Origin of the sequence: Pseudarthrobacter sp. NBSH8 (genome assembly GCF_014217545.1) — a bacterium.
Classification (GTDB): domain Bacteria; phylum Actinomycetota; class Actinomycetes; order Actinomycetales; family Micrococcaceae; genus Arthrobacter.
The window spans coordinates 270,621-291,310 of sequence record NZ_CP043178.1 but is presented as its reverse complement, the minus strand read 5'-3'; the positions used below and the strand labels follow the sequence as shown (position 1 = coordinate 291,310).

The 20,690-nt window shown below is 66.1% G+C and carries 24 protein-coding genes and 1 pseudogene; 4 read left to right on the top strand and 21 right to left on the bottom strand.

Going from position 1 to position 20,690, the window contains the following annotated elements:
* Positions 1-45 precede the first annotated feature (45 nt).
* Genes FYJ92_RS01305 through FYJ92_RS01295 form a run of 3 tightly spaced genes read left to right on the top strand, consistent with a single transcriptional unit; the run spans position 46 to position 2,704 of the window.
* A complete protein-coding gene (locus FYJ92_RS01305) occupies positions 46-930 on the top strand; it encodes an alpha/beta fold hydrolase (protein ID WP_185262266.1) in 885 nt (294 codons plus the stop codon).
* 48 nt (positions 931-978) lie between these two features.
* The gene (locus FYJ92_RS01300; RefSeq protein WP_185262265.1) at positions 979-1,833 is read left to right on the top strand and encodes an alpha/beta fold hydrolase; all 855 of its coding nucleotides are present in this window, start codon (positions 979-981) and stop codon (positions 1,831-1,833) included.
* 34 nt (positions 1,834-1,867) lie between these two features.
* Positions 1,868-2,704, top strand: coding sequence for an alpha/beta fold hydrolase (locus FYJ92_RS01295; protein WP_185262264.1), 837 nt, complete (start codon positions 1,868-1,870; stop codon positions 2,702-2,704).
* A gap of 87 nt (positions 2,705-2,791) precedes the next feature.
* Here the strand turns inward: FYJ92_RS01295 and FYJ92_RS01290 are convergent, their stop codons facing one another.
* On the bottom strand, positions 2,792-4,261 hold the full coding sequence (locus tag FYJ92_RS01290; protein WP_185262263.1) for a DHA2 family efflux MFS transporter permease subunit: 1,470 nt from the start codon (positions 4,259-4,261) through the stop codon (positions 2,792-2,794).
* 253 nt (positions 4,262-4,514) lie between these two features.
* Positions 4,515-5,147: a TetR/AcrR family transcriptional regulator gene (locus FYJ92_RS01285; protein WP_185262262.1), complete on the bottom strand. Its 633-nt coding sequence runs from the start codon at positions 5,145-5,147 to the stop codon at positions 4,515-4,517.
* Positions 5,148-5,274: 127 nt separating this feature from the next.
* Between FYJ92_RS01285 and FYJ92_RS01280 the strand changes: the two genes are divergently transcribed.
* Positions 5,275-5,556, top strand: coding sequence for a hypothetical protein (locus tag FYJ92_RS01280; protein ID WP_185262261.1), 282 nt, complete (start codon positions 5,275-5,277; stop codon positions 5,554-5,556).
* Positions 5,557-5,626: 70 nt separating this feature from the next.
* Here the strand turns inward: FYJ92_RS01280 and FYJ92_RS01275 are convergent, their stop codons facing one another.
* The 19 genes and pseudogenes from FYJ92_RS01275 to tilS form a co-directional block, all read right to left on the bottom strand.
* Positions 5,627-6,352, bottom strand: a complete 726-nt coding sequence (locus tag FYJ92_RS01275; protein WP_185262260.1) for a GAF and ANTAR domain-containing protein — start codon at positions 6,350-6,352, stop codon at positions 5,627-5,629.
* Positions 6,353-6,361: 9 nt separating this feature from the next.
* Positions 6,362-7,057 carry a GAF and ANTAR domain-containing protein gene (locus FYJ92_RS01270; RefSeq protein WP_185262259.1) on the bottom strand — a complete coding sequence of 232 codons (696 nt, stop codon included), beginning with the start codon at positions 7,055-7,057 and terminating at the stop codon, positions 6,362-6,364.
* 125 nt (positions 7,058-7,182) lie between these two features.
* Complete coding sequence (locus FYJ92_RS01265) at positions 7,183-7,440, bottom strand: hypothetical protein (RefSeq protein ID WP_185262258.1); 258 nt, start codon at positions 7,438-7,440, stop codon at positions 7,183-7,185.
* Complete coding sequence (locus FYJ92_RS01260; protein WP_185262257.1) at positions 7,421-7,642, bottom strand: hypothetical protein; 222 nt, start codon at positions 7,640-7,642, stop codon at positions 7,421-7,423. The genes FYJ92_RS01265 and FYJ92_RS01260 overlap by 20 nt, the downstream gene beginning before the upstream one ends.
* Before the next feature lie 290 nt (positions 7,643-7,932).
* Positions 7,933-8,859 carry a pantoate--beta-alanine ligase gene (locus FYJ92_RS01255; RefSeq protein ID WP_185262256.1) on the bottom strand — a complete coding sequence of 309 codons (927 nt, stop codon included), beginning with the start codon at positions 8,857-8,859 and terminating at the stop codon, positions 7,933-7,935.
* Between the two features lies 1 nt (position 8,860).
* Positions 8,861-9,751, bottom strand: a complete 891-nt coding sequence (locus FYJ92_RS01250) for a Rossmann-like and DUF2520 domain-containing protein (protein ID WP_185262255.1) — start codon at positions 9,749-9,751, stop codon at positions 8,861-8,863.
* Positions 9,744-11,300, bottom strand: coding sequence for a PH domain-containing protein (locus FYJ92_RS01245; RefSeq protein WP_185262254.1), 1,557 nt, complete (start codon positions 11,298-11,300; stop codon positions 9,744-9,746). The genes FYJ92_RS01250 and FYJ92_RS01245 overlap by 8 nt, the downstream gene beginning before the upstream one ends.
* Entirely contained in the window at positions 11,297-11,809 is a 513-nt protein-coding gene (locus FYJ92_RS01240; protein WP_185262253.1) for a PH domain-containing protein, read from the bottom strand. Before FYJ92_RS01240 ends, FYJ92_RS01245 begins: the two co-directional genes overlap by 4 nt.
* The gene (locus FYJ92_RS01235) at positions 11,790-12,323 is read right to left on the bottom strand and encodes a DUF3180 domain-containing protein (RefSeq protein ID WP_185262252.1); all 534 of its coding nucleotides are present in this window, start codon (positions 12,321-12,323) and stop codon (positions 11,790-11,792) included. Before FYJ92_RS01235 ends, FYJ92_RS01240 begins: the two co-directional genes overlap by 20 nt.
* A gap of 3 nt (positions 12,324-12,326) precedes the next feature.
* Positions 12,327-12,866: a 2-amino-4-hydroxy-6-hydroxymethyldihydropteridine diphosphokinase gene (folK, locus tag FYJ92_RS01230; protein WP_185262251.1), complete on the bottom strand. Its 540-nt coding sequence runs from the start codon at positions 12,864-12,866 to the stop codon at positions 12,327-12,329.
* Positions 12,863-13,222 (bottom strand): dihydroneopterin aldolase, encoded by a 360-nt coding sequence (folB, locus tag FYJ92_RS01225; RefSeq protein ID WP_185262250.1) that lies wholly within the window; start codon positions 13,220-13,222, stop codon positions 12,863-12,865. The genes folK and folB overlap by 4 nt, the downstream gene beginning before the upstream one ends.
* A gap of 11 nt (positions 13,223-13,233) precedes the next feature.
* Positions 13,234-14,154 carry a dihydropteroate synthase gene (gene folP / locus FYJ92_RS01220; protein WP_185262249.1) on the bottom strand — a complete coding sequence of 307 codons (921 nt, stop codon included), beginning with the start codon at positions 14,152-14,154 and terminating at the stop codon, positions 13,234-13,236.
* 10 nt (positions 14,155-14,164) lie between these two features.
* Entirely contained in the window at positions 14,165-14,809 is a 645-nt protein-coding gene (gene folE, locus FYJ92_RS01215) for a GTP cyclohydrolase I FolE (protein WP_185262248.1), read from the bottom strand.
* Positions 14,810-14,819: 10 nt separating this feature from the next.
* Positions 14,820-16,886, bottom strand: coding sequence for an ATP-dependent zinc metalloprotease FtsH (ftsH, locus tag FYJ92_RS01210; protein WP_185262247.1), 2,067 nt, complete (start codon positions 16,884-16,886; stop codon positions 14,820-14,822).
* A gap of 177 nt (positions 16,887-17,063) precedes the next feature.
* Positions 17,064-17,255 (bottom strand): GH32 C-terminal domain-containing protein, encoded by a 192-nt coding sequence (locus FYJ92_RS01205; RefSeq protein ID WP_255482243.1) that lies wholly within the window; start codon positions 17,253-17,255, stop codon positions 17,064-17,066.
* Positions 17,256-17,280: 25 nt separating this feature from the next.
* Positions 17,281-17,571, bottom strand: a pseudogene (locus tag FYJ92_RS01200) (glycoside hydrolase family 32 protein); the annotation flags it as partial.
* Between the two features lie 32 nt (positions 17,572-17,603).
* Complete coding sequence (locus tag FYJ92_RS01195) at positions 17,604-18,647, bottom strand: LacI family DNA-binding transcriptional regulator (RefSeq protein WP_185262244.1); 1,044 nt, start codon at positions 18,645-18,647, stop codon at positions 17,604-17,606.
* 364 nt (positions 18,648-19,011) lie between these two features.
* Entirely contained in the window at positions 19,012-19,563 is a 552-nt protein-coding gene (gene hpt / locus FYJ92_RS01190; protein WP_185262243.1) for a hypoxanthine phosphoribosyltransferase, read from the bottom strand.
* 30 nt (positions 19,564-19,593) lie between these two features.
* Positions 19,594-20,664 (bottom strand): tRNA lysidine(34) synthetase TilS, encoded by a 1,071-nt coding sequence (gene tilS, locus FYJ92_RS01185; RefSeq protein WP_185262242.1) that lies wholly within the window; start codon positions 20,662-20,664, stop codon positions 19,594-19,596.
* Positions 20,665-20,690 lie beyond the last annotated feature (26 nt).

Below are 20,690 nucleotides of genomic sequence, written 5' to 3'. Positions count from 1 at the left end.
TCCCGCCTCCGGCTCCCGGCAGACGCCCGGGCATAGACTCGGGCTGTGGAGACTTGGAAAGTTGAAGCGGAGGACGGCGGGCGCCTCGACGTCCATTCCTTCCGCACCCCCGCAGGACTGGACCCGACGATGGCGGGACCTCCCGGCGTCGTACTCATCCACGGCACTTTGGTCACCGACGCCCTCTACCGGCCTTTTGCCCGGAAGCTCAGCGTCCTGCTGGGCCGGCCGGTGCACTGCTACAACCGCCGCGGCAGGGCGGGGTCCGCCCCGCAGCCGGAGGACTATTCGGTGAAAACGGAGGTCAGCGACCTTGCGGCGGTCATGCGCGAGACCGGTTCCACGGACGTGGTGGCCCACAGCTACGGCGGTTTCGTAGCGCTGCAGGCGGCCCGGACCCTGCCCGTGGGCCGGCTGGTGACCTATGACGCCGCGGTGTCGCTGTCCGGAAACCTGAGCCACCGCTGGCGGCCGGAGCTTGAGGACGCCGTCACCGCAGGCCAGCTTAACCATGCCTGGGCGCACCTGGTCCAGGGCCTGGCTACGGCCGGCCCCCTGTCCTACCTGCCTCTCGGCGCGCTGCGGATGCTGAGCATTCTCTCCGCCAAAACCAATCTGGGCGCGGAAATGCGCCAGCTGCTGCCCACGGCCGTCACCGAAATGCGGGCAGTACTGGACGCCGACGCCGAACTGGAGAATTTCACCGCCCTCACCACGCCCGTCCTGATGCTCAGCGGCGGCTGGAGTCCGGCGTATTTTGCCGAGACCGGCCGCCAACTGGCCGCCGCGGTGCCATCGATCACCTTCCAGGTGGTCCCCGGCCAGCTGCATGAGGGACCCATCCGACCCGGCAAGGGCCTGGCCGTGCGGATTGCCCGGTTCATCAACGGCAGCGACGGCCAGGCCCGGACGCTGGGGAGGCGCCGGTAGGTCGCCTTGCCGGTGCGGAGCCTTTGCCGCGCGCCTAGGATGGGGAGCGTGAGAGCACAGGAAGTCCCCACGCACGACGGCGGCAGGCTGGCTTTGTACAGCTACGGAACCGAGGATGCGCCGGGAGAACGCCGTGTGGTGGTCATCGGAGGGGCCTTCCTCACGGCCCTGATCTACCGGCCGTTCTCGATGGCTTTGGCCGACGGGCTGGGCGACGGGTGGGCAGTGGACGTCTACGACCGGCGCGGGCGGGGCAACTCCACCGAGCAGCCGGCGGATTATTCCATGGCCACGGAAATTGCCGATGTCCGCACGGTCATGGATGCAACGGGTGCCCGCAACGTCCTGGGCCACAGCCTGGGCGGATCGGTGGCGCTGAACGCCGTCCAGGAGTTCGTAGGCACCTCATACGAACCGCACAAACTGGCGGTCTACGACGCCGCGGTCAACATCGACGGCAGCATCGACATGTCCTGGCTGGACGAGTTCGAGGCCGCGGTGAACGCCGGCCGGGTGGGGCATGCCATGGCCCGAATGAAAAAGGGCATGCAGCCGGGCACTGCGCTCTCGAAGGTCCCCGAGCCTGTCCTTGCGGGGCTGATGGCTGTGGTGTCGCGCACCAAAGTGAACAAGATGCTCCGGGAGCTGATGCCAACCGGCGTGGGCGAACTGCGGGCCGCGTACGGCGAAGCCGAGCATGCAAGGAACTTCGCCGTACTGCCCGCCAACACGCACTTTATGGTGGGCGGCAAGAGCCCGAGCTACTACAAGGTCACGGCCCAGCGCCTTCACGCGGCCGTCCCGGGGAGCACCTTCGAGCTCTCACCCAAGGGCTTCCATGGCTCCATTCCGGCCGCAGTTAAGGAACTTGTCGCTGACATCGCTGAATACTTCAAGGGCTGAGGCTTTCCGCAGGTTGCTCGGCTAGGCTCGGATCATGACGAGCGAGAACATCAAGACCCCCGACGGCGGCACGCTGGAGCTCTTCTCCACGGGTGCTGAACTGGCCTCCGCCGGTTCCGGCGTGGTTGTGGTCCCGGCTTCCATGGTGACCGCGGCCGACTACACAAAGTTCGCCCAGAAACTCAGCACCGCGTTGGGCCGCCCCGTGCACACGTTCAACCGCCGCGGCCGCGGATCTTCCTCGCCGCAGGCCGACGATTACACGCTGGACGGGGACGTGCGGGACCTGGATGCCGTGATGAAACACACGTCCAGCACGGACGTTTTTGGGCACAGCTTCGGCGGCGCGGTGGCCCTGCACGCGGCCCGGACCCTTCCGGTGGAGCGGCTGGCTGTGTATGACCCCGCCGTGTCCGTGAACCACAGCGTGAAGGCCGACTGGACTGCCGAATACGAACGGGCCACGGCCGCCGGGGACGACGACCGCGCCTTGGCCGTACTGCAGCGCGGGCTTGAGGCGGGCGGAGCGTTTTCATCCCGCATGCCACTGTCCATGCTGACCTTGGCCAACAAACTCACCGCGGGCACTTCCGAAGGAAAGCAGCAGCGTGAACTGATGCGCACCGGCGTCCGGGAAATCAAGGCCATCATCGCAGCGGACATGCCGGCCGAGCCGTTCCTGGAGCTGCCCCTGGAAACGCTGATTATTGTGGGCGAGAAGAGCCCTGCGTACTTCGGTGTTGCCTGCGGCCAGATCCATGATGTCCTGTCCGGCTCCAGCTACACCATCCTGCCGGGAGCCGGCCACGACGGCGTCCTCCGTGCACCGGACAAGCTCATCACCGAGCTGAGCGACTTCTTCGCCAGCTGACCCCATCCAAAGCAACGCGGGGTCACCTACGGCCCGTTCCGGTGGGCCGGATGGGCGCTAGGTGACCCCGCGTTTGGTTAAGAGTGGTTAGTGGCCGGCGCCGTGCCCCGGGACGGCGCCGCCTGTTTTCCGCATCATCGCAGAGAGTACGACGGCGGCAAGGGCTATCACGGTTGCCGTCAGGAACGCTGCACTCATGCCGGCAACGAGCCCCGACGCGGCCGAGACCACGGCAAAGATGGACACCAGCAGCGCCGTTCCGGCGGCACCGGCTACCTGCTGTGCGGTGCTCATGATCGCCGAGCCGTGAGAGTAAAGATGCGGCGGCAGCGGGTTCAGGCCGGTGGTAAATGCCGGCGTGAACAGCAGCGCCAGGCCGAAACTGAGCCCCACGTGGAGGGTGATGATCCACCAGACCGGAGTGCCGGCGTCGAGCATTGAAAACTGCCACAAGGCCAGCACCATCAGCACGGAACCGGTAACGGTGAGCGGCAGCGGGCCCACTTGGTCGAACAGCCGGCCGATAAACGGGCCCAGCAGGCCCATCGCCAGGCCACCCGGAAGCAGCGCGAGACCCGTCTCCAGCGAGCCCAGGCCGCGGATTTCCTGCAGGTAAAGCGGGAGCAGGATCACGCCGCCGAAGAGCGCCATCATGGCCACCACCATCAGCAGCACGGAAACCGTGAACATCCTGAAGTTGAAGGCGCGGAGATCCAGCAGCGGGGCTTCGGACTTCTGCAGCCGGAGCTGGCGGAGCACAAAGACCGTCAGGCTGGCGACGCCTATTACCAGGGCGGCGATGGCCATGGTGCTCGGACCGCTTTGGCCGCCGCCGATCTGGCTGAGGCCATACACCAAGCCACCGAAGGCAGGAACCGTGAGGAGTACGGAGAGGAAATCGAGCTTGGTCTTCTCGGTTTCCCCCACGTTCGTCAGGTACTTGTGGCCGATGGCCAGCGCGGCCAGGGCGACCGGCAGGACAAAAACGAACATAAAGCGCCAGGCGAAATGCTCCAGGATCAGCCCGGAGACAGTGGGACCCATGGCCGGCGCCACTGAGATGGCGATACTGACGTTGCCCATGACGGCGCCGCGCTTGGCCAGCGGGACAAGGGTGAGGATGGTGGTCATCAGCAACGGAAGCATGATGGCGGTGCCGCCGGCCTGGACGATGCGGGCCAGGAGCAGGATCTCAAAACCGGGAGCCACCGCCGCCACGGCGGTGCCGCCGGCGAACAGACCCATGGCCAGCATAAAGACGGCCCGCGTGGACAGGCTTTGGAGGATGAACCCGGTGGTGGGGATGACCACCGCCATGGTGAGCATAAAACCGGTGGAGAGCCATTGCACGGTGGGCGCGTCCACACGCAGGTCAACCATCAGCCGCTGCAGGGCCACATTCATGATGGTCTCGTTCAGGATCACCACAAAGGTCGCCACGAGCAGGGTGGCGATGATGGTCACCGATTCGCGGGACATCTTCTCCGGCGCGGCGGACAGCGCCGCCGCTACTGGCCCGGGCTGCCCGGCGGCGTTCGAAGAGACTTCTGTAGACATGGGTGTTCCCTCAGGGAGTAAGAATGAAGTGGCTCGCGAGCATCGTCGCTGCAGATTCCAACACTCTACCGTCCGGACTAATTCCGGGACACAGGTTTATTCTTCGGCACGGGCTTTGATCCAGCATGCTGCCTCGGGGCCCGGCCGGATTAACTGAACTCCTGCTGATTCCTTGCTATCCGGCGCTCGGCGTCGAGGAACGGAGTATTCGTGGGCGGGGCTTAAGTGGCCATTCGCGCGGGAGGGCCGGTTGTCAGCTGCGGTGGTGCTCGATCAGCCAGCTGGCCATCTGCTGGGCCCGCTTCGCCGCCTGGGTGTCGCCTTCGGTGGCTGAGACGATGGACCCCTTCATGAGGATGTGCCAGGACCGGGCGAAATCCTCCGGGCGGTCCAACCCGGCCTGCTCCGCGAGGGCCTGCACGTGGCCCCTGATCCTGGCCAGGTAATCGATGCTGGCCTGGCCGAGCGGATGGGCCGGGCCCATTTCCAGCAGGACGTTGATGAAGGAGCAGGCTTCGAAGTCGTCGCGGAGGAACCAGTCGCCGAAGACGTCGAAGATAGCCAGCAGTTGTTCGGCGGGGGTTGTGCCGCGCAGTTTGGCCTGGCCGACGATGGAATCAACTGTCCATAGCTGGTCCCGCTGCTCCAGGAACGCCAGGACGAGCGCGTCCTTGGACGGGAAGTGCCGGTAAAACGTTGCCTTGGCCACGCCGGAACGTTCGATCAGTTCGTTAACGCCTACGTCCCGCACCCCACGGCGGGAAAACAGTTCATAAGCCACAGCCAGGATCCGGCCCCGGGAATCGGCAGGAACAACTGCCGCCTCGGCGGGTAAATCCGCAGGAGACAGGGCGGGCTCTGCAGCGTGGTCTGCATCGAAAATCATCGTAGGAATAGTTTACTCCAGGTGCAGACAGACCAGTCTTACTCGCTGTAATGTTTTTCCCAACGCAGTGCTATGACGCTGACGGGACCCTCAAAAGGCCTTGTCGGCTTGGTGCAAGGAGGCCCCGATGTCAGCAGAGCGAACGTTCGATTTCATCCCGTGTGCCGACACTGACCCGTGGATAGAAAGTACGGCTGCGTCCGCCGAGGTCCGTTACTTCGCCCGGGAATCCCTGCGGTGGCAGGCGCAGGAAATCATTGATGAAGTGCTCCGCGGAACATCCCCCGGCGAGGAACTTGCCCGGGCCAGGCTCCGCCGTTGCGTCGCCCAGAATCCCGGCAAACCCGAGCGCGCACTCCTGCAGCAGCTGATGATCAACCGCTACCCGCAGGGTGAATCAACGCAGTAGAGCAACACGCTCCTGCGCCGCAATGTGCGCCCGCCCGCGATTCAGCATGAGGCACCCGCAGTAGAAAGGCTTAGAGCGGCCGGCCTTGCAACGTGAGGCTGCGGTCCACAATGCGTCCGGCGGTCGCATGCAGGCTCTGGCTGTTGGCGCGTGCATGGCTCCGCAGCAGGTTGAACGCTGCGTCCATGTCCACCCCGGCCGTATGGGCAATGACGCCTTTCGCCTGCTCAATCAGCACACGGGTGTTCAGTGCCAGCTGGAGCTGCTCGTTGACCAGTGCCGCTTCCCGGATGGTGCGTTCCTGCATCAGGCTGATGGTGGCGACGTCGGCAAGGGCCTGGCCGATCGCGGCATCCTCTGCGGGCAGGGAACCCTCCCGGGCGCCAAACAGACCCATGGCTCCGATAATCCTGCCGTGAATGCGCATGGGCACTGCATGAACGGAGCGGAAGCCCTGCGACAGCGCGGCTTGGCGGAAGCCCAGCCACTTGGTAAGCCCGGCGATGTCGTCCACGGCAACTGCCGCCCCGGTCAGATAGCACTCTACGCACGGACCGGCTCCGGCTTGCAGCTGGAGCACCTCGACCAGTTGACTCTGCTCGCTGGTGGAGGCGACAACCTGCAGTTCTCCGCTGGGATCGGCAAGCAACAGACCAGCGGCCGCGACGTCAAGAAGGCCCACCGACTCCTCCACGAGTGTGTGCAGTAGATCCACGACGTCGTAATCGGCCACCAGGGTGTCAGTGAGCTTGACGAACGCCGCACTGGCGCGCTCGGCGCGGGTACTGGTTACCATGGCCCTATTTTACTGCAGGGCAGGGCCGCCGGCCCTACCCTTGTCGGTGTCGAAGCTGAGCCTTCTTTCGAGCACAGCGGCGGCTGTCTCCCCCAACGTGAAGTCATTTGCAAAAGCGTAGGCACGCAACAAAAGCAAGGATTCCGCTGCCGTAGCACCAGACTGCGCCAGGACCATCCCGGTGGCCTGGTGAATCTCGCGGCGCGACGTAAGCGCCGGCTCCAGAACTGGATCCGTATCCGGTGAGCTGAGGCTCAGAATCTTGCGCAGGAGGTACCACGATGTCCCCCTGGCAAGTACGGCCGCCATCGACTGGTCCGACCGGTTCAGGTTTCCACTAACGGCGTGATATAGCTCAACGACACCGAGGTCCATCGCGCCCACTGTGAGTGGAAAAACGAACAGCGCGGCTGCGTCCGTCCCTGCGATCGCCTGCCGGAACATGGGCCATTCGTCGTCGGCGGTGGATTGTGCGTCGGGGACCAGCACGGGCAAGCGGGTCTTGTGGGCCCGCCACCGCGGGCCTTCGCCGAGATTGAACTGCAGTTCATCCAGGCGGGAGGCGAGTTCGTCGCTGGCGGAGACCAGGGTCTCCGCGGCGGCTCCGCCGAAGAGCGACACCGCGGCACCCGTTATGGGCAGCTTCTCCAGATATGGAGCACACACGTTCTGGTCACCGGCAACCATATCGGGTGCAATGTCCATGGTGAGCCTCTGATCCCTGAATCATCCCGCGGTAAAGATTCGGCTGCAGTCTGAACCGGAACGGCGGAGTTGTCACCTCAAGGATACATATTGCCGCGAACCCGACGATCGTCAATGACAGGGCCTCAGGCCGGCCCTTCCTGGCTGTAGCCATTTACCACTTCTGAGGTGGCCATCAGATGGGCCTGCAGCGCCCGTTCCGGTGCGCCCGGGTGGGCGGCCACACACCTGCGAAGGCGCCATTTGTGCTGGTCCAGATCCGGCGACGGGTCCTCCAGGATGGACGTGATGATTTCGTACGCCTGCCATCCGATCGGTGTGATTCTGTCAGCATAAAGATCATAGGACAACACGGCCTCCACCTTAGGGATCGTGGCGCTCATGGGTCTCTCCGAAAGGTACAGCCTCGCTGACCGCTACGGTATAGGTGTCGTGCGCGTGGCGGGTTACCAGAATCCCGCACAGGGCAATGCTGGAGGCGTACTGGCGGGCCAGGTCAACGGCCGAATTCAAATATTCGTCCAGGACGGACGCGTCATTCACTTTGACGAGATAGGACAACCCGTCATCTATTGTGCGGATCATTGGATTTGCTCCTGATTTGAGCGTGGCCGGTCGGCCACGTGAATGGGGAATGCAGGTGGACGTCCCGCTGGCCGTGCATGCGGCTGCGCTGGACAGACAGAAGCCGGGCAACACAAAAGGCCGGGGCTAACTGCAGAGGATGTGTGGGGTGCCCTGCGTGGAACGGTTCCTCCTGGAGTACGCCGAATAGGGCGATGCCAGGGTCTGGGGCAACAATTTCAGCATAGCCCCTACGCGGAAAGACGAACAGAGACCCGAGGCCTTACGCGCCCGGAGCCGGGCGCAACATGTCAGCTGCTGAGCGGCACGTTATCGATCAGCCGGACAGGCCCCACCTTGGCCGCGATGATCGCCAGGCCCTCGCCACGGAACGGGACTTTCCGGCAGTTTTCGGCCAAAGGCTCAAGGGTGCCGGGATCCACTACGTCGAAATAATCCAGTCCGACCAATGGCTGGGATTCCACCAAAGCCTGGGCGGATTCCAGATCAAGCGGCTGGTGGGCGTCCGCCCGCTCCGCCAGGAGCCGCAGCGCCCGCGACAACACCAGGGCGGCTTCCCGTTCCTCGTCTGATAGGAACCGGTTGCGGCTTGAGAGGGCCAGCCCGTCCTCGGACCGGACCGTGGGAACGGCAACAATTTCGACCGGGAAGTTCAGGTCCGCCACCATCCGTCGCACGAGAGCCAGCTGCTGGGCATCCTTTTGCCCGAAGTAAGCCCGGTAGGCAGGCAGCCCCCCGCCGCCGGAAGCAAAAGCACCGGCAGGCGGAAGCCCGGAGCCGGGGATGCCGTAGTGCAGCAGTTTGGCAATTACTGTGAGGGCGCCGTCGAAATGTCCCGGCCGTGAGGCGCCTTCCCATTTCTCCCCTAGGGAGCCGGCAGTCACACGCACCAGCGGCTCGCCGCCGGGATAGACCTCTTCCACCGGCGGCGCAAACACGAGGTCCACGCCCTGTTCTTCCAGCAGGGCACGATCGGCGTCAAGGGTCCGCGGGTACCGGTCCAAATCCACCGCATCGCCGAACTGCAGCGGGTTCACAAAAATAGACGCCACCACTACGTCGTTCTGTTCGACGGCGGTCCGCGCCAGGCGGGCGTGCCCTTCGTGCAGCGCGCCCATGGTGGGCACGAGGCCCTGGGATGTGCCCGCTTTCTGCGCGAGCAGCCGGGCGCTCGCTTCGCGGAGCTCTGCGGCAGTTGTCACCAGTTGCGTGGCCATGTCAGTTCTCCTCTTCCAGGGCCGCGCGGATGGCCCCCACTTGATCCGCTTTGAGCAGCCCCCGGCTGCTTGCCCGCCGTGCTGTGGCGCGGGCCATGGCGAGGTAAGCCTCCAGCACATCGCCCTGCGCGCCGGCGTCGTACTCCCGCAGCGCCTCAGCGTGGGCCGCCACTGTCCCGACGTCACCTCGGGCCACCGGCCCGGTCAGCGCAGATTCCCCGGAGGCGAGCGCGTTCTCCAGCGTGGCCCGCAGCAAGGGCCCCAGCATCCGCTCCGGCGCGTCCACGCCAACGTCGCGGAGCAGCTGGGAAGCCTGCGCCACCAGGGTGACCATATGGTTCGAGCCATGGGCCAGGGCCGCGTGGTAAAGGGTCCGGTCCCCCTCGGCGATGGCCACGGGCTCGGCGCCCATCTCAACGACCAGTGCCTGCGCAATGGGCAGCATCGCGGCGTCCGCCGTGACGCCGAACGTGCAGTCCAGCAGGCGCGTCAAATCCAGGCTCATGCCCGTGAACGTCATGGCGGGGTGCATTGCCAAGGGAATGGCTCCGGCGGCACGCACCGGGCGGAGCACCCCCACGCCGAACCTGCCTGAGGTGTGCGCCACGATCTGGCCGGGCTGCCACGCCCCGAGTTTGGCGAGGCCGTTCACCAGCCCGGCGAGGGCATCGTCCGGCACGGCGAGGAGCACCAGTTGGGACCGTTCCACAATCTCCTGGATCTCCAGGATGGGCACGCCCGGCAGCAGCGTCTCCGCGCGCTCACGGCTGGCCTCTGACACCGCGGAAACCCCGACGACGGCGTGCTCGGCCGAGCGCAACGCCGCACCAAGGACGGCACCCACTTTCCCGGCACCGATGATTCCGACGCCAAGGCGCCCGGGCTTAGCCACGTTGCGGGCCTTCCTGTTGGGGACTCTGTTGCGGCATGGGGGTCTGGGCCGGCACAACCACAGGGGTTTCGACGGGCGCGACCACCGGCGCGGGAACCACCGTTGCCAGCCATTGTTCGCTGGTCTGCCGCTTGCGGGCGAGCCGGGCCCTGGCGGACTGGGCATTAAAAAGGGCCCGGGCCTCGTCAAGTCCGGCCTGGGTGAGCCGCGGCGAAACCGGCCCCGCCGTGGTGTGCAGGACAAGGTCCGCCACACGGAACCGCCGTGCGAGGGGGCCCTGGTGCAGTGCCATTGACTGGGTGCGCTGGTGCGGGACCACCACCAGTTCCCGCCACCACCGGCCAGATCGGATCAGCAGGGCGGTGTCAGTGGTGGCGAAGCCGTTGCGGCGCCAGCCCAGCGGCGCCAGGAACCTGGCACGGTGCGGCGTGGTGACAAATCCGCCGTCGGAATCCAACCCCGAGAGCCCGGCAGCGAAGATGCGTCCGGGCTCCGGCGTCCCGGGATCCGGCAGCACGAGGGCAAGCATGGACATCACTTCGGGCAGCTTGCCCACGGGCAGCAGCGTGGTCCGGGACGCCGTCTCGCCATTGCTCCCGGCTGCGCCGTACCCGGCCACGTTGACCTGGATCCGGTACCAGCCGAAGATCCGCCACAGCGGGGACTGGGCTACCTTCAGCGCCTGGACCCTGCCCGGGGGCAGCGTCTGCGCCTGCGTGTCCAGCAGTCCATAGCGGAGCCGGATCCCGTCCGGCGAAATGGCGGCGGTGAAGTTGTAGCCCTTGTTAAAGGAGCCCCAGTAGCTGGCTGCAAGGCCCAGCACCGCCGGGATCAGGTAGAAGAAGAAGCCGCGGTTCTCCGTCACGGCGGACAGGATCACGGAGGCGATGCCGCCCACCACCACAAAGAAGCTCTGCTCGCTGAGCAGCAGCGAACCGATAAGGCGCGACGGCGGCACGGACAGGACCGGGTATTCAGGCGCCTCCGGCGCGGCCTCCTGCGGCCGGGCAGGGTCCGGGACCACACCTGCGGCCCGTGCCAGGATGGTGGCCCGGAGCTGGCGGGCGTCGTCCATCCGCAGGTAGGCCAGTTTGACGGCCGATTCGCCGGCATCGGCGACCTCAAACTTGAGTTCGGCCAGGCCGAAGATCCTGGCCAGCAGGGGCTGCACGATGTCGATGGCCTGGACCCGGTCCAGCCGGGCCTGCCGCTGCTGGCGGAAGAGGAACCCGGAGTTGACCCGGACGTACCCTTCCGAGATCTGGTACTTGGTGAAATACCAGGTCAGGATGAAACCCAGCACGGTTACCACCAGGACGATGCCGCCGCCGGCCACCAGCCAGGGTGCCCGGCCGGCGAAGTCCTGCTCGAAGACCGGACGGCCCTGCAGCAACCGCTCGAAAAAGTCCCGCCCGAAGAAGAAACCAATGGCCGCCAGTGCCACCCAGCCGCGCACAAAGGGGGAGGCCGGGTGCACACGCAGCCACTCGCCGTCGGGCGCTACCGGAACCGCACTCGGTGCGCCGGCCTCCGGAACGTTTGCCGTCACAGCCCTGCCAGCCTCGCTTCACCGCGGGCCGCGAGCTGCTCGCGCAGGCGTGCACCCTCCGCCGCGGGCAGGCCGGGGATGCTGGCGTTGGTTCCGGGTGAGGCGGTGTGGAGTTTGAGCGTGCAGAGTCCCAGCCCGCGTTCCACCGGGCCCACGCCGATGTCCACGTACTGCATCCGGCCGTAGGGAACCGTCATGGTCCGTTGGAAGAAAATGCCGCCACGGACCAGGAGGTCATCGTCGCGCTCGGCGTAGCCGATAGCGCGCACCTGCCGTGGGATCAGCAGCAGGCGCCAGGCGGCCAGGACCAGGGTCACGGCCGGGACGGTGATGGCCAGCCACAGGGGCGGCCACCGCCACCAGCCGAGCAGGACAAAGATGAGGGGCAGGGTCAGGACAACCACCGTGATCAGGTTTCCTAAGGCCCATTGCACCAGCCGCACGGTGACGTATTTCGGGGACACCCGCTGCCAGGTAATGCCTGGTGGATCAATCGCCTCTGTACGCATATTCGCCTTCCCCGGCGGCTTCGCCGCGTACCCCGCGGCCGGGTTTCCCGTCGCCGGGGGTTGCCTCGGTGTCTTCGGGTGGGATCTTGCAGAACCGCTCCACCAGCAGGCCGACGACGATCATCACCAGGCCGCCGGCAGCGATCGCGACTGCCACCCAGGTGATGCCTTGGTCGCTGCGCAGATTCCAGATCCGCAGCTGGTCCAGGAAAATCCCCGCGTGCCAGCCCAGCAGGACGGTGCCCGCATAGGCGCACGCCTGGGCGAGCACCAGGGTCCGGGCGGCAAGGATCGGGTCCAGGGCCTTCTTGCGTTTGGTGCCGTTGCGCCACCGGAGCACGCGGACGCCAAGCACCAATGTGATGGCAACAATCACGCCCATGGTGGCCAACGCGGTGGCCGGAAGAACCGGGGTGGCCATGCTGTAGCGCGTGGTCACCACCGTGGCCGACCAGCCGGCCACGGTCAGGACCAGGCCGATCAGCAGCAGGCGGGCAGGGTTGACGGGTTTCACTGGTTACTCGACCGCCCCGGCCGTGGGGACGCCGTCGTAATCGCCGAAACCGTCAAACGGGGCGAGATCGCCAAAGTCGGGGGCGCGGGCAGCCAGCTCGCTGATGCGTTCCCCGCCCAGGGTGGCCGCGGGCTCGATGAGCGACCACGGATACAGCACAAAGGCGCGTCCGGCGGCACGCGGGTGCGGCAAGGTCAGGACCGGATCGTCACTGATGAGGTCGCCGTAGGTGATGATGTCGACGTCGAGCGTCCGCGGCCCCCAGCGCACGTCACGAACCCGGAGGTGCTTGTTTTCCACGGCCTGGCAGTGCTTCAGCAGCTCGGCCGGGGACAGCGTGGTTTCCACTGTGATAATCATGTTCAGGAAGTCAGGCTGGCCGGCTGGGCCGCCCACGGCTTTGGTCTGCACCACCGGGGAAACGGCCTGCAGGCGAACCTCCGGCGGGTCCACCAGGTCGGCAACGGCCTCGGACAGGGTGTCGTTCCGCTCGCCCAGGTTGCTGCCGAGGGCCAGTACGGCTTTGGTGTACCCGCCGCTCATGGCCTCTCCCGGTGCACGCTGACGGCCACATCGCCGAAGGGCACCTCGATGGGCGCCTTGGGCTTGTGGACGGTGATGTCCACGGCCTGGATGGTGAATTCGGCGAGCAAGCCATCCGCGATCCGGACGGCCAGTGCCTCGATCAGGTTCAGCGGCTCCCCCGTGATCCAGTCCGTGATCCGCTCAGCCACCTCGCCGTAGTGGGCGGTGTCCCGGACGTCGTCGGATACTGCGGCTTTGGCGAAGTCCAGATGCAGCACGGCGTCCACTACAAACGGCTGGCCCTCACGGCGCTCGAAATCAAAGACTCCGTGATGGCCGACGGCGGTGACACCGCTCAGCGTGATCCTGTCCATGGGTGCCCGGCCTAGGTGGTGGTAGGGGCGGCGGCCATCCGCGCGGCCACCTTGACGGCGTCAAGGCTGGGACCGACGTCGTGCACACGGACGGCCCAGGCCCCTCGGGACGCGCTGATCGCGGTGATGGCGGCCGTGGCGTCGTCGCGTTCCTCCGGGACGGCGGACTTGCCGGCTACCGTGAGGAGTGTGCCCAGGAAGCGCTTGCGGGACGCCGCCACCAGGAGCTTGTGCCCCAGGCTGTCCAGCTGGTCCAGGTGCTGCAGGAGCTCCCAGTTCTGGGCGTCGTTCTTGGCGAAGCCCAGGCCCGGGTCCACGATGATCTGCTCTTTGCCCACCCCGGCTGCATAGAGTTTGTCGCGGACGCCGGACAGTTCAGCCACCACTTCGCCGGCAACGTCCTGGTACTGGGCCAGGGAGTCCATGGTGCGGGCGTCGCCGCGGCGGTGCGTGAGGACATACGGCACCTTGGACGCGGCTACGAGCTCGGCCATCTCGGGCTCGATGGTCAGCCCGGAAACGTCGTTGATGATGGCGGCGCCGGCCTTCAGGGCAGCAGCGGCCGTTGCGGCGTGCGTGGTGTCGATGCTGACCAGGGCGCCCGCCTTGACCAGGGCTTCGATGACTGGGATCACCCGGCGCTGTTCTTCCTCCAGGGTTACATCCTCCGCGCCGGGTCGAGTCGATTCGCCGCCGACATCGATGATGTCCGCTCCGGCGTAGAACATCCGCAGGCCCGCCGCGATGGCCGCGTCCGCCGTCGGGTGCTTTCCGCCGTCGCTGAAGGAGTCCGGGGTGACGTTCAGAATGCCCATCACCAGGGTGCGGCCGGTGGGCAGGTCCGCGAATGTCGCGGCCGGGCGCGGTTTGCGGAGGATGGGCAGCGGAGATGTTGCGGGCCCGGTTCCCGGGGCTGCAGCGAGTGAGTCCATGGTCTGTTACTTACCTTCCGAGGATGAGGCTCATGGCTTCGGCACGGGTGGCCGGGTCATGAAGCTGCCCGCGGACCGCGCTGGTGACGGTCTTTGCTCCGGGCTTGCGGACACCGCGCATTGACATGCACATGTGTTCGCATTCGACAACGACGATCGCGCCACGCGGCTTGAGGTGGCTGACCATTGCTTCGACGATCTGGGTGGTGAGCCGCTCCTGCACCTGGGGGCGCCGGGCGTAGATATCCACGAGGCGTGCCAGCTTGCTGAGCCCGGTCACTTTGCCGTCGTGGGAGGGAATGTAGCCGACGTGGGCAACCCCGTGGAACGGCACCAGGTGGTGCTCGCACGTTGAGTAGAACGGGATGTCCTTGACCAGGACCAGTTCTTCGTGGTCCAGGTCAAACGTGGTGGAGAGGACGTCAGCGGGATCGTGGTGCAGTCCCGCGAACACCTCGGCGTAGGCCTTGGCCACCCGCCTGGGGGTGTCTACGAGGCCACTGCGGTCCGGGTCCTCGCCAATGGCCAGGAGGATTTCACGGACGGCCGCCTCGATCCGGGGCCGGTCCACCTTCTCATGCTTTTTGTGGTGGGATCCGTTCTCCGCCGGGTGTCCGGCGGAGGCGGCTGCGTCGTCGTCGTCGATGTGAGTCACAGGAGAAAGCTTAGCCGTGCGTGGCGTCAGGCCCCGAGTCGGGGATGCCGCCCTGGAACGCAGCGTCATCCGGGACACCCTGCGGGTGCGGCGGCAGCGCGTCCAGCGGTTCCTCGAGGCGGGCTTCCTTGGCTTCCTCCTGGGCTTCGCGCTCAGACTTCTCCAGGCGGGACTCCACAGGGCCGGCCTGCTGGACCGGACGTGTCTCCTTGGACAGCCACACCTCGCGGAAGTCACGCTTGCGGATGTCCGTGAAGATGTGCGCGATCTCGGCCTGGTTGAGGGTCTCCCGTTCCAGGAGTTCCAGGGCCAGTTGGTCCAGGACGTCCCGGTTTTCGGTGAGGATGGCGTACGCCTCGTCATGCGCCTGGTCGATCAGGCGGCGCACTTCCTCATCCACCACAAAGGCGATCTGGTCCGAGTAGTTGCGCTCGTGCCCGGCGTCGCGGCCCAGGAAGGGTTCGCCGCCGCCCTGGCCCAGGCGTACCGCGCCGACGCGCTCACTCATACCGAACTCGGTGACCATCTTGCGGGCCGTGGAGGTGGCCTTTTCGATGTCGTTGGAGGCTCCCGTGGAGGGATCGTGGAAGACGATCTCTTCCGCCACGCGGCCGCCCATTGCGTAGGCCATCTGGTCCAGCAGTTCGTTGCGGGTGATGGAGTACTTGTCGTTCTCCGGGACCACCATGGTGTAGCCCAGGGCCCGGCCGCGGGGGAGGATGGTGATCTTGGTGACCGGCGCCGAGTTCCGCAGGGCAGCCGCCACCAGGGCGTGTCCGCCTTCGTGGTATGCGGTGATTTTGCGTTCGTGTTCCTTCATCACGCGGCTGCGCTTCTGCGGGCCTGCCATAACGCGGTCGATGGCCTCATCGAGGGCGCGGTCATCGATGAGGTTGGCGTTGGAGCGCGCGGTCAGCAGGGCTGCCTCGTTCAGGACGTTGGCGAGGTCTGCGCCGGTATAGCCCGGAGTCTTCTTCGCCACGGCCTTGAGGTCAACGCCCGGGGCCATCGGCTTGCCCTTGGCGTGCACCTGCAGGATCTGGTCGCGGCCGATCAGGTCCGGGGCGTCCACTGAGATCTGGCGGTCGAAACGGCCGGGACGCAGCAGGGCCGGGTCCAGGACGTCGGGGCGGTTGGTGGCCGCGATCAGGATCACGTTGGTCTTGACGTCGAAGCCGTCCATTTCAACCAGCAACTGGTTGAGGGTCTGCTCGCGTTCGTCGTTGCCGCCGCCGATCCCGGCACCGCGGTGCCGTCCGACGGCGTCGATCTCGTCAACAAAGATGATGGCCGGAGAGTTGGCCTTGGCCTGCTCGAAGAGGTCGCGGACACGGGATGCGCCCACGCCGACAAACATTTCGACGAAGTCCGAGCCCGAGATGGAGAAGAACGGCACGCCGGCTTCGCCGGCGACGGCACGGGCCAGGAGGGTCTTGCCGGTTCCCGGAGCGCCGTAGAGCAGCACGCCCTTGGGGATCTTGGCGCCCACGGCCTGGAACTTGGCCGGTTCCTGCAGGAACTCCTTGATTTCCTGGAGCTCCTCCACGGCCTCGTCCGCACCGGCTACGTCAACGAAGGTCACCTGCGGCATGTCCTTGTTGACCATCTTGGCCTTGGACTTGCCGAACTGCATGATCTTCGAGCCGCCGCCCTGCATCCGGGTCATCAGGAACCAGAACAGCGCACCGAGCAGGATGACGGGGATAAGCAGCGAAAGCAGGCCGGAGAACCAGTTGCTTTCGATCGGCTGGTCCGTGTAGCCGTTGGCGGGCTTGGCAGCCGTGACGGCCTTGACGACGTCGGTGGCGCGGGCGTCGACAAAGAAGAACTGGACGCTCTTGCCCTTGTCCTGCCCGTTGACATCCAGGTTGTCCTTGAGGGTCAGGTCAACGCGGTTTTCGCCGTCGAAGATTTTTGCCTGCTCAACCTTGCCGCTGTCGGCAAGGAGTTCAAGGCCCTTGTCCGTATCGATCCGTGCCGCACCACCGGGAGCCAGTGTGGCAAAAGCCACAAGGAGCATGGCGATCACAACAACGATCCAGATGCCCGGGCCCTTCAAGAAACTCTTAGCTTTCATCTGTTCGGGGGCTGGCCCCGTCCCTCCTGGTAGTGCTGCACGGCGAGTGAGTCTGCGCGCGTGTGGTCCTGCATCAGCTACTAGCTATACACCGTTCGGAGTAATTCACGCACGGTGCTGCGCAAAAGTTCCCTCTGGGCGTAGCGGGATGTGGACGGCAGAGTGGAACTCCGCAGGTCAGCCGGCTGCGGCGACAGCCAGTTTCCGGAGGATGGCCGTAACGGTCTCGGCAAACACGGACGAACCCTTGCTTCCAACGCGCGGGAAGGCCAGGTCGGTCAGGACCACTGTCCCACCCTGGGCGAACACCTCAACCGAGCAATGGTCGACGACGATGCGCAGCGTGAGCACGCCGTCCTCCAGGGGCACGGGGCGGACTCCACGGACGCGAAAACACCACAACGCTGCCGGAGTCGATGTCCCCGGCATCGTCGCAGGCGATAGCCACGGGTTGTTCGGTCCAGTGCACCAGGTCAGTGGACGTTGCGTGGCCCCAGGACATGTTCCCCCACACGTTCCCATCCGGGTTGTTCTGGTAGTAGAGGTGGTACGTACCACGGTAAAACACCAGGCCGTTGGGGTCATTGAGCCCGGTGTCCCGCGCCGTGTAATGGAGTGCTGGACGCAGGTGCGACGTTCCGGCCGGGTCCGTCTGGGGGCGTGCGTCATCAAGGCAACTGGACATGGGTGGCGGGTCCTGGCGTAAAGCAGCAGCGGTCAGCGCGTGGGCGCCGCCACCGAATCGCGCCGCACCGGCGGGCAGTCCAAGATGGTCGGGTGGAGCGCCATGAGGGCCAAATCCGTCTTGCCCTCGATGGCGTCGATCAGGTTATCGGCGGCCCAGGCACCCATTTCGTAGTGCGGCAGGGCCACCGTGGTCAGGGCCGGGTACAGGTTCGCCGCGATGAGCTCCTGGTCATCGAAGCCCACCACGGACAGGTCCCCGGGGATGGACAACCCAAGCTCCGCCGCGGCGCGGTAGGCGCCCATGGCCATCCGGTCGTTGTAGCAGAACAGCCCGGTGGGCCTGTCTTCGCGCCGCAGCATCCGGCTGGCCGCCTCATAGCCTCCCTGCACTTCGGAGACCTCCGATTCGACAGGTGCCGCGTCGCCGTCGAGCCCTGCCTCCGAAAGTGTGGCCCGGAAGCCGCGGAGGCGGTCCCGGGTGGCGGGGACGTCGTCGGTGTTGTTAAGGAAGCCGATGCGGGTGTGGCCGGCCGCCAGGAGGATTCCGACGGCGGCGCGGGCACCGCCCTCCTCGTCCGGCACCACGGCGGTGATGCTGCCGCTGGTGCTGACGGAGTCCACCAGAACGGACGGCACACTGCCAAGGTTGACCGGCACCTGCACCTGGCGGTGGTACATGGTGGCGTAGAGGATGCCGTCGACGCGGCGCTCGAGGAGGGCCTCGACGTCGGCGTCCCTGGTTCCGGGGCTCGCGGACCCTGACGTGTTGATGATCATCAGGTTGTAGCCGCGGGCACGGGCGGCCTCGTCCGCGCCCAGGATGATGCGTCCTGCATGGGGTGTGGTGGCGATGTCCTCGCTGACCAGGCCAAGCATCCCGGTCCGCTGGGTGCGGAGCGCCTGGGCCAGGCGGTTGGGACCGTAGCCGAGCTGCTCGGCGGCGGACTTCACCTTGCCCCGGGTTTCCGGGCTGATCCGTGCGTACGACACGTCATTGAGGACGTGGGAAACCGTGGTCACAGACACGCCGGCGGCGACTGCTACTTCCTTGATACCGACTGATCTATTGGTCATTGGTCTTCCACGTCCTGATGGTGTTGGTGCTGTACCAGTAAGGCTACAGACGGGTAATCGCTTCCCTGGCGTGGCCAGGGCATGAACGGGCTACTGGGCCACAAGTGCATATGCCGCCTACATACCGACCGCGGGTGTGGCCCTAAAGGCGTTAACAGCCCTATCTGCAATAACTTGTGCGTCACCCCGCCTCCGCCAATGCCCGGGCTTCCCGCCCTCATCAGGACAAAGGAGAACAAACGCGCCTCAAACCCGGCACTCGTTCCGGGCGACGCCTTAAGGTCCGGACCCGGTAGGTTCGGCAGCTTAAATGCCGGCGGCGGCCTCCGAAGAGACCGCCGCCGGCATTGCCGTGCCTAAATCTTTACTCGTAAACGTGCGGGGCGAGCGTGCCCACGAAGTCCAGGTTGCGGTACTTCTCGGCGTAGTCCAGGCCGTAGCCCACCACGAACTCGTTGGGGATGTCGTAGCCGACGTACTTGACGTCGATCTCCACCTTGGCGGCCGTGGGCTTGCGGAACGCGGTGCAGATCTCCACAGAAGAGGTGCCGCGGGATTCCAGGTTGGTCTTGAGCCAGGACAGGGTCAGGCCGGAGTCGATGATGTCTTCGACGATAAGAACGTCCTTGCCCATCAGGTCCGTGTCCAGGTCCTTCAGGATCCGCACAACACCCGAGGACTGGGTGCCGGAGCCGTAGGAGGACACTGCCATCCAGTCCATCGAAACGTGGCTGTGGAGCGCGCGGGCGAGATCGGCCATAACCATCACAGCGCCCTTGAGTACACCGACCAGAAGGATTTCGCGGCCTTCGTAGTCCTTGTCGATCTGCGCAGCGAGCTCAGCGATCCGCTGTTGGATCTGTTCCTTGGTGTAGAGAACGTGCTTGAGGTCTGCCTGGACGTCGTTTGAATCCACCAATGGCTCCTGTGTAGATGCGGGGTGCGACTATTCTTGGGGCGGTTTTTGAGGCCGGAATACTAGCTTCCCACAGCGGGCCGCTTCACGGGGAACGGGGGCACCGCCGTCGGGCCCGTCCGGGGTCGCGGGCCGCGTTTCCGCCGCGTCCCGCTGGGCCAGCTCGGCGAGGGACAGCCTGTACACGCTCACACCGCCGGGCAGCTCCACGGGACCGGCAGAACCCTGCCGGCGCAGCAGCGCTTCCGCTGCCAGAAGGCGCTGGTAGCTGGGCTGTTGGCCCCCGACGTCGGCCGCTGCCTTGGCGATGACCCGGAACCTGATGGCCGGGGAAAGTTCCCCCAGGGCCTCCTCCGGAAGGCTGACCTCGAGTCCGGACCGCTCGGCCAAGGCGGCAAATGTGCGATCTGCCACGTCCTCCAGATAGTCAGCGTCCAGCTGCAGGATGGACGCGGTCCGGGCCAGCGATTCAGCCACGCCGGGCCCCAGTTTTTCCTCGAGCAGCGGCAGTACTTCCACCCGGGTCCGGGAGCGGGCAAACGACGGGTCCGAATTGCTGGGATCGTGCCAAGGCTCAAGGTCCTCGACGTCACAGATCTCCAGGGTATCCACGCGGCGCAGGCCCAGGAACGGCCGCAGCAACAGGCCGCGGGCAGGCCGCATGCCGGCCAGCGAGCGTGTGCCGGAGCCGCGGGCAAGCCCCAGCAGGACCTGTTCGGCCTGGTCATCCAGAGTGTGCCCGAGCAGGATAGCGGTGGCCCCGTAGTCCCTGGCCGCAGCCTCCAGCGCTGCGTGGCGGGCATCCCTGGCGGCGGCTTCCGGCCCCATCCCGGTGCTGGCGACGGTAACGGTCCGGAGGTCCACCGGGGAGAGGCCCAGTTCCTTCAGTGTCTGGACAGCGGCGGCAGCCACCTGGGCCGAGCCTTCCTGCAGCTGGTGGTCAACCACCACCGCGCCCACCGTCAGGGCGTGCCCGTCAACGTGGCCGCGGCGGGCAAAATAGGCCGCCACCGCCGCGAGGGCCATCGAATCGGGACCACCGCTGCAGGCCACCAGCACGTGCTCCGGATAGCCAGCCTCTGCCAGGGCGTTCTGGACCATTTTGCGCGCCTTGCCGACGACGGGCG

Coding starts and splice junctions, on each gene's coding strand:
- FYJ92_RS01295 (WP_185262264.1), top strand. CDS start 1,868: ATGACGAGCGAGAACATCAAGACCCCCGACGGCGGCACGCTGGAGCTC.
- FYJ92_RS01290 (WP_185262263.1), bottom strand. CDS start 4,261: ATGTCTACAGAAGTCTCTTCGAACGCCGCCGGGCAGCCCGGGCCAGTA.
- FYJ92_RS01285 (WP_185262262.1), bottom strand. CDS start 5,147: ATGATTTTCGATGCAGACCACGCTGCAGAGCCCGCCCTGTCTCCTGCG.
- FYJ92_RS01280 (WP_185262261.1), top strand. CDS start 5,275: ATGTCAGCAGAGCGAACGTTCGATTTCATCCCGTGTGCCGACACTGAC.
- FYJ92_RS01275 (WP_185262260.1), bottom strand. CDS start 6,352: ATGGTAACCAGTACCCGCGCCGAGCGCGCCAGTGCGGCGTTCGTCAAG.
- FYJ92_RS01270 (WP_185262259.1), bottom strand. CDS start 7,057: ATGGACATTGCACCCGATATGGTTGCCGGTGACCAGAACGTGTGTGCT.
- FYJ92_RS01265 (WP_185262258.1), bottom strand. CDS start 7,440: ATGAGCGCCACGATCCCTAAGGTGGAGGCCGTGTTGTCCTATGATCTT.
- FYJ92_RS01260 (WP_185262257.1), bottom strand. CDS start 7,642: ATGATCCGCACAATAGATGACGGGTTGTCCTATCTCGTCAAAGTGAAT.
- FYJ92_RS01255 (WP_185262256.1), bottom strand. CDS start 8,859: ATGGCCACGCAACTGGTGACAACTGCCGCAGAGCTCCGCGAAGCGAGC.
- FYJ92_RS01240 (WP_185262253.1), bottom strand. CDS start 11,809: ATGCGTACAGAGGCGATTGATCCACCAGGCATTACCTGGCAGCGGGTG.
- folK (WP_185262251.1), bottom strand. CDS start 12,866: ATGAGCGGCGGGTACACCAAAGCCGTACTGGCCCTCGGCAGCAACCTG.
- folB (WP_185262250.1), bottom strand. CDS start 13,222: ATGGACAGGATCACGCTGAGCGGTGTCACCGCCGTCGGCCATCACGGA.
- folP (WP_185262249.1), bottom strand. CDS start 14,154: ATGGACTCACTCGCTGCAGCCCCGGGAACCGGGCCCGCAACATCTCCG.
- ftsH (WP_185262247.1), bottom strand. CDS start 16,886: ATGAAAGCTAAGAGTTTCTTGAAGGGCCCGGGCATCTGGATCGTTGTT.
- FYJ92_RS01195 (WP_185262244.1), bottom strand. CDS start 18,647: ATGACCAATAGATCAGTCGGTATCAAGGAAGTAGCAGTCGCCGCCGGC.
- tilS (WP_185262242.1), bottom strand. CDS start 20,664: ATGGTCCAGAACGCCCTGGCAGAGGCTGGCTATCCGGAGCACGTGCTG.